Source organism: Rhodobacter sp. NTK016B, from assembly GCF_017303295.1.
GTDB lineage: Bacteria > Pseudomonadota > Alphaproteobacteria > Rhodobacterales > Rhodobacteraceae > Pararhodobacter.
In genome coordinates this window covers 123,525-137,151 of record NZ_JAFKOK010000011.1, presented here as the reverse complement: position 1 = coordinate 137,151, position 13,627 = coordinate 123,525, and the positions used below count along the sequence as shown (strand labels likewise).

The following is a 13,627-nucleotide window of genomic DNA, read 5'->3' as shown; positions in this document are numbered from 1 at the left end:
GCCGTTAGCCGGCGTTCGTCTTCGGGGGTTGAATGGTGTTCTTCAGGGTGCCGATGCCTTCGATCCAGGCCTCGACCTCGTCACCGACCGACAGGAAGGTCTGTTTGGCAGCGCCGACGCCCGCAGGGGTGCCGGTCAGAACCACGTCGCCCGGATCGAGCGTCATGATGCGCGACAGGGTCGACAATTGCTCGGCGACGGAAAAGATCATGTCGCCGGTGATGTCGTCCTGCTTGGTCTCGCCGTTCACGCTCAGGCCCAGCCGCAGCGCCTGAGGATCCGGCAGGGCCGAGGCCGGGATGAAGCGCGGACCGAGGGGGCAGCAGCTTTCCTGCGCCTTTCCCGCAACCCAGTCGAGCTTGTAGAATTGCTCGGGCGCCTTGTTGAGGTCACGGGCGCAGAAATCGACCGCGACGGTGTAGCCCGCGATGTAATCGAGAGCCTCTTCGGCGCTGACGGCGCGGCAGGGTTTGCCGATCACCAGCGCCAGTTCGACCTCCCAGTCGAAAGCGTTGGTATCGAGCGGCATGTGAACCGTCGGCCCTTCGCCAACGACAGCATTGCGGGGCGGCTTGAAGAAGAAAAACAGCCGCTGCGTGGACTTGTCCGAAACCGGAAAGCCCATCTCGGCCATGTGCTTGAAATAGTTCGCCCCCGCACAGAGCACCTTGCCGGGATACAGGATCGGCGCCAGCCGGGGCAGCATGCCGTCGACCGCGTCATCGCGCGAGACCTGCGCGGCAGCCTGCGCCAGCGCCGCCTCGGCCCGGTCCCAGTCTTCGAACAGCGCCGTGCCGGTCACATCGCCGTCCCACCCGACACGCGTCAGCGAGGCCGCAAGATCATAGAGAACGCCATCGACTTCCAGACAGGCAACAGGCCCCGCGTCGGTCGACACGGTAGCAAGCGCCCATGCGCCAGCAGGGGAAACGGTTTGCGTCATGGCGTCGACAGCTCCTTTTGTGCCCAATTCCAGGCTTGACGGGTCATATTATGTGAATTAGATTAGATTTTATAAAATCTGTAAGTCAATACAAAAAATGAGCACCACCGAAAACGCCCAGGCTTCTGCCTATGACCTGCTGCGGCACGAGATTCTGCACGGAGACCTGCTTCCAGGCGAGCGCTTGCGCGCCGCCGATCTGCGTGAACGCTACAATCTGGGCCTGACGCCGATCAGAGAGGCGTTGATGCGGCTCTCGAGCGAAGGAATGGTCACAAACGAGGTCAATCGCGGCGCCCGCGTGCGCGAGGCGACGCTCGACGAGCTGCGCGACCTGATGCAGACCCGCCGCGAGATCGAAGAGCTGTGTCTCACGAAGGCCATCAAGCTTGGCGATGCCGAATGGGAAGGCGAGATCGTGCGCGCGATGCACTTGCTGGCCCGCGCGCCCTTGCCCGAATCCCCCGACGACCGCGAGACCGCCGCCGCATGGGAGCGTCTGCACCGCAAGTTTCACTACGCGCTGGTCGCGGCGGCCGGATCGACCTGGCTTTTGCAGATCTGGCGCGAACTGGCGGATCATTCCGAGCGATACCGCAAACTGCGCCTGCTGAATTATCGCAATCTGGCCGCCGATGTGCGCGATGTGAATGCCGAGCATCGTCAGATCATGGACGCCGTCCTGAACCGTGACGCCACGCATGCGGTTGCGCTGATGAACACCCATTTGCGCAAGACCGAGGATGCGGTCGCGCGCTTGCTGACCCCGACCGACAGCTGAAAGGCCATCCCATGATACTCAGATCCGCCTTGTTGCTGGGCTCCGTCGCCCCTGACGACCAGCCCGCTTTCGACGCTTATATGCGCGATGTCGTCGTGCCCGAGATCGGCACCTATCCCGGCATTCGCGAGGTCACGCTGCGCAAACTGGTTCAGGCCGATGACGGCGCGCCACCGGTCTACATGCAGTTCGACCTTCTGTTCGACTCGCTGGCGGATATGGACGCGGCGCTGGCCAGCCCGGTTCGCACCGCTGTCCGCGACCGGATCAAGGAAGGTATGGCGCCCTTCAACGGGACCGTGACGCATGTCGTTTCAGAAGCGATCGAGGGCTGAGCCATGGGCGCCAAACGTACGTCGCTGGTCACCGGGGCGGGACAGGGTATCGGGTTGGCCATCGCCCGGGCACTTGGTGTGGCCGGGGACCGAGTAATCCTGCTGGACCTCGATCGGACCAAGGTCGACGCCGCGTCCGAAGCCTTACGCACCGAAGGATTCGATGCGCAAGGCATGGTCGCGGATACGACCAACCGTGCGCAAATTCAGGCTGTCATGGATGCCGAAGAGCGGATCGACACGGTAGTGACGGCCGCCGGCGTCTACTGGGATCGCAAACTGGCGGATCTGACCGAGGACGACTTTCGCAAGATGATGGAGGTCAACCTGATCGGCACCTTCATCGCTGCCCAAGAGGGGATCGCGCGGATGCAGTCAGGCGGTCGGGTGGTAACGATCTCGTCTCGCGGTGCCCTGGGCGGCACGCGCTTTGCGCATTACGTCGCTTCGAAAGCGGCGGTGGTCGGTCTGACCCGGGCCTTCGCGATGGAATTGCGCGGCACCGGCATCACCGTGAACTCGGTCGCACCCGGATTCACCGATACCCCTATGACCCGCTCGGCCCCCGACGAGATGTTCGAAGCCTGGAGCAAACTGGAACCCGCAGGCCGCGCCGCCGATCCGTCCGAGATCGCCTCGGCCGTCGTCTGGCTGGCCAGCCCCGAAGCGGCGTTCGTCACCGGTCAGACGCTGTTCGTGGACGGCGGCAAATCGCTGGGTGGGTTGGGCATTTGAGCCCGGTCCTTATCACCGGCGCGGGCCTGATCGGCCAGCAATGCGCCCGCCCTCGCCATCGGTTCTGGCCCTGCCCGGCGTCGCGTTCATCGAAGCCGATATCTTGCGCGCACCGCTACGGAGCTGCTGAATGACGTCGACGGGGTTCTGCATACCGCCGCGATCTCTCGGGCGCGGTTCTGTCGGCCGCCGGACGGAAACTGAGCTTTGAGGCAGAGCACAGGTTGGGAGATACTCTGGAAACATGGTGGAGAAACGCATGAACCCTGACGAGATCACGCACAGCATCGACGTTCCCGTTCCGCCCGAAAGGGCGTGGGCGCTCTTTGTCCATCACTTCCCCGACTGGTGGCCCCGCGAGCATTGTTTCTGCGGCGAGGCCGCGCTCGACACCGTGTTCATCGATCTGGACAAGGCCCAATGGGGCGAGATCACGCGCAGTGGCGACCGAGATCTCTGGGGCGCGGTTCTGTTGGCGGATGCCGGGCGATCGCTGAGCCTCGGATGGCAGATGGACGCCACCGTCAGTCCGTGGGTGCCCGAACCCGATCCCGCGCGCGCCAGCGTCATCGACATCACCTTCGCCAAGCACCCCGACGGGACGCGCGTAACCTTGCGACACCACGGATTCTCGCGCCAGGGCGAACCCCATGCCCAAGCCATGCGCGATGTGATGATCGGGCTGAAGCGGTGGCAGGAATGGCTCGAAATGTTCTGCCAATACACCGCGAAAACGGCCTAAACCGCTTGCGCCGGGGCCATCACTGGCCCAGCGCGATGCCCTCGCGCCGGGGATCGGCGCCGCCCTGCAGCCCGTCGGGGTGAAGCGCGATGGCGTGCAGGCCCGAGTTCAGCGCGCGGACGCTTACCTCGTATCCCAGCGCGGAGAGCGGCTCGGCCAGGCTCGCCGCCTCGGTTCCCTCTTCCAGATCGAAGGTCCCGAACCGGTTGACCGCATGCGGCATGGCGACCGCCTGTTGCACATCCATACCCCAGTCGAGATGGGCGATGATGGATTGCGCAACATAGCCGATGATCCGGCTGCCGCCCGGCGAGCCGATGACCAGAACGGGCGCGCCGTCTCTCATCACGATGGTGGGCGCCATGGACGAGCGCGGGCGTTTCCCCGGTTCCAGCCGGTTCGCAATCGGCACGCCGTCGACATGGGTGCGGAACGAGAAATCGGTCAGCTCATTGTTCAGCAGAAACCCGCCCGGCGTCATCAGCCGCGATCCGAACGCGTTCTCGATCGTCGTCGTCATCGACAGCGCGTTGCCATAGGCATCGACGATCGAGATATGCGAGGTCGACGGCAGTTCGAGCGAGATATCGTCGGACAGGTTCAGCGCATGGTCCCACCCGGGCGCGCCGGGGCTGACCCGCTCCAAGGCATGGTCACCCGACAGAAGCGCGCCGCGTAGCCCCAGATACATCGGATCGACAAGACCATCGGTCGGCATCGGCACGTAATCGCTGTCGGCCATATAGTGGCCTCGATCCGCGAAAGCGAGCCGCGACGCGTCGCCGATCAGCCGCCACGATTGCGGGTCATCAGGCCCCGAAGCGGCAAGGTCATAGCCCTCGAGCATTCCCAGAATCTGCCCCACCGTCAGCGCCCCCGAGGATGGCGGACCCATGCCGCAGACCTCGTGGGCGCGGTAATCGACGCAGATCGCCGGACGCTCAACGACGTCATAGGCGGCGAGATCGGCCATCGACAGCAGCCCCGGATTGCCCTCGGCGCCGCGCACGGTCGCGACGATCCCCTCGGCAATCGGCCCCGTATACATCACCCGCGACCCGTCACGCGCCATGGCCCGAAGGGTCTCGGCATAGGCCGGGTTGCGCAAGGTGTCACCGGCGGCAAGCGCCTGCCCGTCGGGAAAGAAATAGGCCGCCGTCGCCGGGAAACGCTGCAAGCGCTCCGCGCCGCCCTCGACAAGCGCCGCCAGCCGGGGCGACACAGCAAAGCCCGCCTCGGCATGGCCGATGGCGGCGTCGAACAGCCCGCTCCACGATTGCCGCCCCCAGCGGCGATGCGCCGCCTCCAGAAGCGCGGGCGTGCCCGGCGCGCCCACGGACAACCCGCCGACAACGGCGTCGAAAAACTGCAGCGGCGCGCCGTTCTCGTCCTGAAACAGGGTTGGGGTCGCGGCCATCGGTGCCGTTTCGCGGCCATCCAGTGTCGTGATGCTGCGCGTCGCGGAATCGTACCAGACGAGGAATGCACCGCCGCCCAAACCCGAGCTTTGCGGCTCGACCAGCCCCAGCACCGCCTGAACCGCGACCATCGCATCCGCCGCGCTGCCCCCCGCGGCCAGAACATCCGCCCCCGCCTCGACCGCAAGCGGGTTCGCGGCGACGATCATCCAGTTATCGGCCCGCACCGGCACTCCCGCCTCGCGCGCGGCGAACGAGGCCTGCGCTGCGTCCGACAGGCCCGCGAAGGCCGCCGATGGCGACGCCATTTCGGGGGCGACTGCATCGGTGGTCTGCTGGGCATCAGCCGCAAAGGCGCTGAGCGCCATGCATGCCGAAAGAGACAAGATCCTGATCATTCCGGGCCTCCGCTTTCCGTCAGAAACTCAGAATGCCCATTCCCGCCAAGAATCATAGCCCGTCAAGCCTGCCCGCTGAGCGCGAAGGCCTGACCAATGTCGTGCCGGCGCAGGGGACGCGCGGCTTCAGCCTGCGCGCGCTTCACCGGCCGGGATGTTGACCAGCCGCCCGCCCTGCTCGACCGTCTCGATCTCGCCGCGCCGGACCAGCCGGTTCACATGCGCCAGCGCTTCGGTGAAGGCAAAGGTCATCTGGTGCGGATCGAGCGGGCGGCGGAACAGGATCGGCACCAGCTCGGCCACCGTGCGCGGCGCGCTCAGGCAGGCCTCGCGGATCAGATCGCAGCGTTCCTCGTGATGCGCTTCCAGCTCGACGCAGCGCGCATGCAGACCGTGGAACGGCAGCCGGTGGCCGGGCAGAACCAGAACATCGTCGGGGATTTCCTGCCGCAGGAAGCGCAGCGAGCGCAGGAAATGCCCCAGCGGATCGCCGTTCGGTTCATTCGCGTATACGCTGATATTGGGCGAGATCTTTTCGATCACCTGATCGGCCGCGAACAGCAGCCGCTCGTCGTCGCAATAGAGCATCACCTGCTCGGGCGCGTGGCCGTCCCCGATCAGAACCCGAAAGCTGCGCCCGCCGATTTCCAGCACGTCGGGCATCACCAGCCGCAGGAAGGTGTTCGGCAACGCGTTGACCCGCCGCAGGTATTCATTGCCCTGAATCGCCACGATCCCGGCGACTTCGTCGCTCATCCCGTGGCGCGTGTAGAAATCGAACTGGTTGCGCGTCGTGCCCTCGTCGAAGCCCTGCGAGATGACCTTGCAGCCCACATAGGTCGAATAGCTGGTCAGCAGCGGCGCCTCGAACCTGTCGCACAGCCAGCCCGCCAGCCCGATATGGTCGGGATGGTGATGCGTCACGATCACCCGCGAAATGGCCTTGCCCTTGAGCGGCCCGTCAAAGAGCTGCTCCCAGGTCGCAAGCGCCTCATCGGTTTTGATGCCGGTATCGATCACCGCCCAGCCATCGCCATCCTCGATCAGGAAGATGTTCACGTGATCCAGCAGGTAGGGCAGCGGGATGCGGGTCCACAGGATGCCTTGCGCGATTTCCTGAACCTCGCCATAGGCCGGGGCCGCGTCGAAGGCGGGGCGCAGCGCCTTCAGCGGCGCGGGGGATCTGTCGTCAGCCAAGAGCTATCCTTCCTGTGTTCGGCGGGCCTGCAAGATACATCCGCATGCAAACTGCTCGCGCATGCTTGTCACGGGTTGGGACGGGTTTTGCAAACCCGTTTGTAACGGTCCCGGCCCTGCCACCGCGTCAGACCGGCGCCGCAGGCGATCTGGGACAGAGCGCAGCAGCCATTGACCGCCACAGCGGATGGGGAAAGGTTGCGGCGCTGACTTGATGCATTGTCCCGGACAATGCCAAACCCGTCCCCCTACAGGCGCCATCCGCGGACCGAAGGAGCCAATACCACTGAGCGAGACGACCTCCGATCGGGTCCTTGGGGATCTGAACCTGTTTGCCGACGACCGCGCGGAATGGTCGATCGAGGATCGACAGCGTTCGCAGCTGGGCACTCCGTTCAGCCTCGGGACAGTGGTCGAACACGGGATCCGCCGCAATTGCCATGGGCTTGTGTTCGGCTGCCCGAAGGGCTCTGTTGCACAAATCCAGCGAGAGATTCATCTCGCGAATCCAGAGTGGTAGCTGGAATGCATGAGCAGACCCGCACCTCCCCAACCCACAGGACCAGCAACCGGCAGGCCCAGGGTCAGGATTCCTAACCAGTAGATGACGACCGCTGCGAGGGCGATGGCGGAGAGGAACACCATGGGACAGCGATCGTAGCGTGTCGCCACCCGCCGCCAGTCCTTGAGCCTGCCGAACATGATTTCGCATCGCTGCCCGGCAGGGTATTGCGCAGCAATGTCCCGAGAGGGGCGTTGCGCCGCTTGTATCGGCGCTTGTCGTATGTGACCGGGGTCTTGCGTTGCTTTCCGCCGGGGATGCAGGCGCGTATCCCTTTGTCTTTCAACGCGTCTCTGAACCAGTCGGCGTTGTAGCCGCGATCCCCGAGCAGCCAGTCGACCTTTGGTAGGGTGCCAAGCAGCGCCCGCGTGCCGATGTAATCGCTAACCGGCCCTGCGGTGACGAACAGGTTGAGCGGCCGCCCCTTGCTTGCGCCGCACGCCGTGCAGGTTTCGGGTAGCGGTCAGCTAACTGCTGTCTCTCCTGAATTCGATCGACAGCATCGTCCAGTAAGAATCCGAAATCGGCAGATACGCCGAGAATATTCGACGAGCTTCGCGCACGGATTTGCGCGTAACCGTCACTGACAACTCAAGCTGGCGGAGGCCGCGGCGTTACATAGCCTTTGCTTAGTCGGCTGAATCGTTCCGCCAGGTCAAACAGGCAGACAGGTAAGCTCGAGCGTCGGCAGAAAGGCGCGCAATGCCCGCACGCCGCGCGAGATCCAGAACCGGATCCTCACTCCTACTCAGCTCGGACGCATTGCGATCATAAAGCTCAGAGAACTCGGTGCGTGAAATATCCCGGATGGAGCGAACCAAGCCAGAACGAAAACCGACCCTGTCGGCTTTCGTTCCCACTGTCCAAAGGAATTCGACACCATTCTCGGGATGCAGCTCAACCAAGCCAAGCGCCTTGGAGACCTGCTCGGAGATCCGGCGTCCTGTTCTTTGCCAGCCATGCATCCCGGAGACCCGCTTGCCCAGCAAGGCAAACGGCATGGGGCCTTCGCGCTCGACCACGCCCGCGATCAGGCGCTCAAGGACGGGAATGTAGTCCGCATCGAAGAACCTCTCGGGATCAGGGCTGGCTTCGCTCGAACCAGCTCCTCCCCCCTGAGGCGTGACGGCTGAGGGCGCTGCACGGGCAAACTGAGCCTCCTGCCGGACAGGCTCTGACGGCGCTGCGTCTTCTTCAACGCCAACCTCCGCGATCGGCAGCTCGACCTCAGCGGACTCTGCTTCCTCGACCTCACGTGAGACCTCGATCACAGCGGCCACTTCCGCAAGCACGGCTTCGCGCGCCGCGTCCTCTTCGGCCCGCTTGATGCGATCCGCCTCGAGGTGCTCGGTCAGCGCGGCGTGGATGCGTTCGACCACGGCCGCAGGATTGCGGAACCAGTCTGTCGACCAGATCCGGAAGATCGTCCAGCCAAGGTTTTCCAGCACCGCTTGCCGCACCTTGTCCCGATCCCGCGCCGTGGCGGAACCGTGATAGGTCGCCCCGTCACACTCGATCCCGGCAAGATAGACGCCCGCATGATCCGGATGCACGACGCCAAGATCGATGCGGAAGCCCGAGACGCCGATCTGCGGACGCAGCTCCCAGCCCTTCGCCTCGATAGCTGCCTTGATCGCGGCCTCGAAGACATTCTCGACCGGCCCGAGCGAGCCATCGTCCTGCGCCGGAATCGCCACAGGCCCGCGTGCTGCAAAATCAAGGAAGCCCTTGAGGTGCTTCACGCCCACAGCCTTGGTGCGCGTCAGGTCGATCTGATCGGCCCGGATTGAGGCAAACACGTGCAACTCCGCCCGAGCGCGCGTCACCGCCACATTCAGGCGCTTCTCGCCGCCATCTCCGTTTAGCGCGCCGAAGGCCATCGAAAGCTTGCCTGCATGGTCAGGGCCGAAGGTGATCGAGAACAGCATCACGTCCCGCTCGTCCCCCTGGATGTTCTCAAGGTTCTTGACGATGACCGGCTCTTCCCGTGCATCCTCGAAGAACCACTCCAGTTCCGGGTTCTTCCGCCGCTCTTCGTCCAGCAGGTCGAGGATCAGACCCTGCTGCTCAGCATTGAAAGTGATCACACCAAGTGTCAGCCGCTCATCTTCAGGCCACGTCAGCCATTCGTTCAGGCGGCGCACCGTCATGCGCGCAATCGCGCGGGCTTCGGCCTCGTTGGTTCGGCCCTGGCCCCGCGCATAGACGCCATCGACCTGGTGCAGGCTCACCGCTTCGGAGGCCGTTGCCGGAGACGGGAAAGTCACCAGACGGCCGCCGTAGTAATGCCAGTTGGAGAAAGCGATGAGCGCCTCGTCCCGGCTGCGATAATGCCAGTCGAGCTGCTGTGTCGGAATGCCTGCCGCGGCGACCTCGTCCAGGATGGACGCCAGATCCCGCTCTGCCTCAGGCAGCTCGTCCTCACCGGCGTCGCTGCGCCCGAAGAAGTTCGTCGGGGGAAGCTGCTTCGGGTCGCCGACGATGATCGCCTGCTTGCCCCGCGCGATCGCACCAATCGCGTCCCAGGTGGTGATCTGTGACGCCTCGTCGAAGATCACCACGTCGAAGGCCGCTTGCCCCGCAGGAAGGTACTGCGCCACCGAAAGCGGGGACATCAGCACGCAGGGGGCCAGCTTGGTGAAAGCGTCGGGCATTTCCGAGATCAGCGTGCGGATCGGCATACTGGGCCGCTGCAGCCCAAGCTGATGCCGCAGCGTGCCAAGTTCAGACCGGCGCGCAACAGCATCCTGAGCTGGCAAGCCATGCTGGATCCGGGACAGGACCTGCCCCGCCGCCATGTCCGTTGCGCGGCCGTCCAATTCCCGGAAGCGCTTGATTGCGTCCTCGTGTGACCAGTGGGAGAAGCCCCGCAATTCTGGCTGCGCGTCCATGGCATGCGGCAACCACCAGGCCGCGTAGGCCGAGGCAAAGGCGGCATCGACATCGCCCTCGATCTGGCCGTCTTCGACTGCATGGACGAGGGCCTCAAGCCCTGCGCCGCTGGCTTGCGTGCGGACTTCGACCCACCGGGTCCAATCCTGCAGGTGCTGCTTGTTGTCATGGATGGCCTGCAGAGATGCCAGCAGCTCCGACAGGGCCATCCCCTCGGGCGAGCTATGCGCCGTCTGCGCGAAGGCCCCGGCATGCTCCTGCCAGCTTTCATGCTTGCGTTGGAAGAGCGTGATCGCGTTCCGCAGATCACCGCCGTTCCGCTCCGCAAGACTCTGGCGGGCCAGATCCCAACGGGCCGGATCGGCGACCGTAGCCGCGATCTCTGCGAGTACCGTCTTCATCAACCGCGCCTGCTCCATCCAGTCAGAGAGACGTGCCGGATCCGTATCCACGCCCTTGACCACCGGACACCCGGTGAGCGGAGTTGCCTCAACCTCAGCTCGGGCACGCTTGGCCTCCGCCAGCGCGGCGATATCGGATTGGGGATCGGCCTTTCCGCCCTCCGCATAGGTCTGCAAGAGCTTGCGCACCGAGGATTTGGCAAAGATCGAGAACGGCCACATCTTCGTCTGTGCAAGTCGCCAGTTGGCATCAAGCTGATCCAGCGGAATGCTTTCCAGCCGCGCCATCGGATAGCTGGCAGAAGTTCGACCGGCTGCGGCGGTGTAGGCGGCAAGCTTGTCCGTCAGCGCCTCGGACTGCGCCTGCATCTCGGCCACATCCCGCGGCAGCGACCAGCTTACGTCCTCGCCATTCTCGGGGATCGACGCGAGGCGCAGCAGCGGCGCGACCTCGGACGCCTCGCCCGCACCCGCCCAGGTCAGCCCGGCATGGCGCGCGAGCGCCTCTGCGGCCTCAGCCAGTTCACGGGTGGCCGTTCCGAGCTTCGCACTTCGCTCCAGCAGCTCCGCCTGCCAGCCAAAGGACCACTCCTCCGCCTGTACCAGCGGCAGCGGCTTGCGGCCCGCGATGATCTCCTGGCACCGGCCAAGGGCTTCGGCCAGCTTCCGCAGATGCATGTAGCTTTCCGCATCATGCGCATCCTTGTTCGCGAAGCTCAGGCTGAACGGCTGTTCCTGCCCAGCAGCCTTGCCAATCGCCTGAAAGACACTGAAGCCTTGCGTACCCTTCTTGTGCAGCGCCGTGACATAGGTGTTCAGCTGTTCGCGGGTGACCGTCAGCTCATCCGTCACCTTGATCCAGTCGGCATCCGACGTGCTGGCCGCCCGCGCCCAGCTTCGGCCCAGCTGAGACAGCACCGATTTCCGGTCGGCCTTGTTGGAATGCAGCTCCAGCACCGCATCGCCAAGCCCATGCGACGCAAGCCGCCGCTGCACCACGTCCAGCGCCGCCGACTTCTCGGCCACGAAGAGAACCGTCTTCTGCATGGCGAGGCATTGCGAGATGATATTGGCGATGGTCTGGCTCTTGCCCGTGCCCGGCGGCCCGATCAGAACGAAATCATGCCCCTCCTGCGCGGCCAAGACGGCAGCGAGCTGGGAGGAGTCTGCGGGCAGCGGCGTGAACAAATCGCGCGGCGCCAGCCTGCGGTCCACATCGACCGCGACCGGAAGACCCGGCGCCCCTTCAGCCAGGAAGGGCTCGGTCGGGTTGTCCACCAGATGCTTTACCAGTGCGCTCTCGCGGAGGCTGTCGGTCCGCTCTACCAGGTCCTTCCACATCAAGAACTTGGCGAAGGAGAAGGTCGAAAGCGCCAGCTCCTCGACCACCTCGAAACCAGCCACATCGCGCACCTTGCGACGCATGATTTCAAAGATGCGAGGCAGGTCGAAACCGCTCTCGTCCCGCGGCAGATCCCCCTCCAACTCGGGTACTTTCAGGTCAAAATCCCGCTTGAGAAACTCCAGCAGCGTGGTGTTGAAGCGCACGTCGTCCTCGTGATGCTCGATCACGAACTCCGACTGCGCCGACCTGCGGGAGATCTTCACCGGCACCAGGAGCAGCGGCGCGCGGTAGCTGCGCGTGTCCCCTTCGGACTTCTTCCAGCGCAGAAAGCCAGCCGCCAGAAACAGCGTGTTCGTGCCGCCTTCCTGCATATCGCTTTTGGCGCGCCGGTGCAGCTCGAGCAGCCGGCGCTCGCTTTCCTTTCGGGTCAGCGGGACCGCGATCTGGCCCTTCGCGAAGGCATCCTTCGCGACCTCCTCAAGCAGCTTGGGTTCCTCCTTCGCCAGAAGGTCGCGCGTGCCGACCGGATCCTCGTCCTTTAACGCCAAGGCGCGGAACTTCTTCCCGTCGGCCAGTTGATCCTCCAAAGCCGATACATCGGGGCACAGGAAAGGTAGCGTCTGCTTGCTATCCTTGAAATTAAGCAACCGGTTGCGCAGCGACAGGTCCAGGAGCTTTCGTTGCCAGCGAGAGATACGGTCCGCCGGCGTCGTGGCCTTATCCTCGATCAGTTCACCCGGAAGCAGGCCCAGATCCAGCGGGCGCGGCAGCGCTGCCGGACTTGCAACGACGTCTTCCGCCTCGGCCTCCGGTTCAGAGCGGTGGCTGGCAAGCGGGCGGATACGGGCCGCACGGGCGCGCCGGATATCGACTGCCGTGACGAAGCTGTGCTCATTGCGCTCGGAGGTCAGCTCGCGCGCCGTATCAACTGCCTGCTCGAACCCGACGCTGGGTTTCTTCGTCAGCAAGGTGGTCTCCATGACCACGAACTCACGCGCATCAATTGCTTTACGGACCGTCATCACGTCGGGCTCACTGATGGTTCCGAAATCCCGCTCCGTCAGCCAGACCCCGGTCCAAGCATGCCCCTCAGCGAAGAGCACGACGGGGTTGAGGCCAGCGGCCTCGAAGCAGCCGGCCAGCAGAAGGGCACTATCCAGGCAGGTGGCCAGTCCTTCAGACTTGATGCGACCGGGGTCGCGCACTTTCTGGCCGTTCAACTCGAAACTTGCCGGAGGCACCGCGTAGGTAAGCCCCATGCCGGTCGCGGCCGACCAGATCGCCCCGGCCAGCATCCATGCACGCGACGGGTCGCGGGACTGGTAACCATCCATGGCACCGCTCTGCCCGGCACCCTCCAGTAGCCGGCTGGCCTCCTTTAGGACACTAGCGACAACCGTGTCATTGGGAGAGACGAAGGCCGCAAGCAGATGCGCCATGTCACCGACACCGCCCCATTCATCCCGAGCCAGCATCTCGATCGGAACACGTTCATGAAGCAACTCGTTCTCGCCGTGCTTCACGACGACATGAAGTTCTCCCCGCTCTGCCTCGTTGAGGCCACCAAGAAGAGCCGTATCCAGAGGCGTTTCAAGGTCATGGAGTTCCTGATGCTGTCCAGAAGCGATGCGATCGACGGTCCAACTCTTCGGACGTATCAATCCGGGGCGACTGCTGAGTTCGACCGTTAGCTTCTCCAGCGGCGCTTCAAATTGATTCTTCAGCAACAACTTCTTTAGAACCGAAACGCCGTTCTGAGACGATGCAAAGTTCACCTTCTTCGCGATCGACAACTCCAATACGAGGCCGCCAGGCTTCCCTTCCTCAACCGTCTCAAATGACATCATTACTCGACCTGACCTAACAGTTGCAGAACCA

The 13,627-nt window shown here is 64.2% G+C and carries 8 protein-coding genes and 1 pseudogene; 4 read left to right on the top strand and 5 right to left on the bottom strand.

The genetic code is table 11. The annotated features are described in order from the left end of the window. Nucleotides 1-4 precede the first annotated feature (4 nt). The gene (locus JI664_RS15500) at nt 5-943 is read right to left on the bottom strand and encodes a fumarylacetoacetate hydrolase family protein (protein WP_207014667.1); all 939 of its coding nucleotides are present in this window, start codon (nt 941-943) and stop codon (nt 5-7) included. Nucleotides 944-1,040: 97 nt separating this feature from the next. On the opposite strand from JI664_RS15500, the gene JI664_RS15495 reads away from it, so the two are divergent. The 4 genes from JI664_RS15495 (at nt 1,041) to JI664_RS15480 (ending at nt 3,536) form a co-directional block, all read left to right on the top strand. Continuing rightward, nucleotides 1,041-1,724, top strand: coding sequence for a GntR family transcriptional regulator (locus JI664_RS15495; RefSeq protein WP_207014666.1), 684 nt, complete (start codon nt 1,041-1,043; stop codon nt 1,722-1,724). Between the two features lie 11 nt (nt 1,725-1,735). Next, nucleotides 1,736-2,059, top strand: a complete 324-nt coding sequence (locus tag JI664_RS15490) for an EthD family reductase (RefSeq protein ID WP_207014665.1) — start codon at nt 1,736-1,738, stop codon at nt 2,057-2,059. Between the two features lie 3 nt (nt 2,060-2,062). After that, entirely contained in the window at nt 2,063-2,794 is a 732-nt protein-coding gene (locus tag JI664_RS15485) for an SDR family NAD(P)-dependent oxidoreductase (protein WP_207014664.1), read from the top strand. 259 nt (nt 2,795-3,053) lie between these two features. Continuing rightward, nucleotides 3,054-3,536 carry an SRPBCC domain-containing protein gene (locus JI664_RS15480; protein ID WP_207014663.1) on the top strand — a complete coding sequence of 161 codons (483 nt, stop codon included), beginning with the start codon at nt 3,054-3,056 and terminating at the stop codon, nt 3,534-3,536. Nucleotides 3,537-3,555: 19 nt separating this feature from the next. Here JI664_RS15480 and ggt read toward each other — a convergent pair whose 3' ends face one another. The 4 genes and pseudogenes from ggt to JI664_RS15460 all read right to left on the bottom strand — a co-directional run bounded on the left by ggt (nt 3,556) and on the right by JI664_RS15460 (nt 13,593). Further along, the gene (gene ggt / locus JI664_RS15475; protein ID WP_207014662.1) at nt 3,556-5,352 is read right to left on the bottom strand and encodes a gamma-glutamyltransferase; all 1,797 of its coding nucleotides are present in this window, start codon (nt 5,350-5,352) and stop codon (nt 3,556-3,558) included. 126 nt (nt 5,353-5,478) lie between these two features. After that, the gene (locus JI664_RS15470; RefSeq protein ID WP_286174121.1) at nt 5,479-6,549 is read right to left on the bottom strand and encodes an MBL fold metallo-hydrolase; all 1,071 of its coding nucleotides are present in this window, start codon (nt 6,547-6,549) and stop codon (nt 5,479-5,481) included. Between the two features lie 594 nt (nt 6,550-7,143). After that, nucleotides 7,144-7,541, bottom strand: a pseudogene (locus tag JI664_RS15465) (transposase); the annotation flags it as partial. A gap of 199 nt (nt 7,542-7,740) precedes the next feature. Continuing rightward, nucleotides 7,741-13,593 carry a DUF3320 domain-containing protein gene (locus JI664_RS15460; RefSeq protein WP_207014661.1) on the bottom strand — a complete coding sequence of 1,951 codons (5,853 nt, stop codon included), beginning with the start codon at nt 13,591-13,593 and terminating at the stop codon, nt 7,741-7,743. Nucleotides 13,594-13,627 lie beyond the last annotated feature (34 nt).

Excerpts from the sequence above, each read along its gene's own strand:
- JI664_RS15500 (WP_207014667.1), bottom strand. The coding sequence starts at position 943 with ATGACGCAAACCGTTTCCCCTGCTGGCGCATGGGCGCTTGCTACCGTG.
- JI664_RS15495 (WP_207014666.1), top strand. The coding sequence starts at position 1,041 with ATGAGCACCACCGAAAACGCCCAGGCTTCTGCCTATGACCTGCTGCGG.
- JI664_RS15490 (WP_207014665.1), top strand. The coding sequence starts at position 1,736 with ATGATACTCAGATCCGCCTTGTTGCTGGGCTCCGTCGCCCCTGACGAC.
- JI664_RS15485 (WP_207014664.1), top strand. The coding sequence starts at position 2,063 with ATGGGCGCCAAACGTACGTCGCTGGTCACCGGGGCGGGACAGGGTATC.
- JI664_RS15480 (WP_207014663.1), top strand. The coding sequence starts at position 3,054 with ATGAACCCTGACGAGATCACGCACAGCATCGACGTTCCCGTTCCGCCC.
- ggt (WP_207014662.1), bottom strand. The coding sequence starts at position 5,352 with ATGATCAGGATCTTGTCTCTTTCGGCATGCATGGCGCTCAGCGCCTTT.
- JI664_RS15460 (WP_207014661.1), bottom strand. The coding sequence starts at position 13,593 with ATGTCATTTGAGACGGTTGAGGAAGGGAAGCCTGGCGGCCTCGTATTG.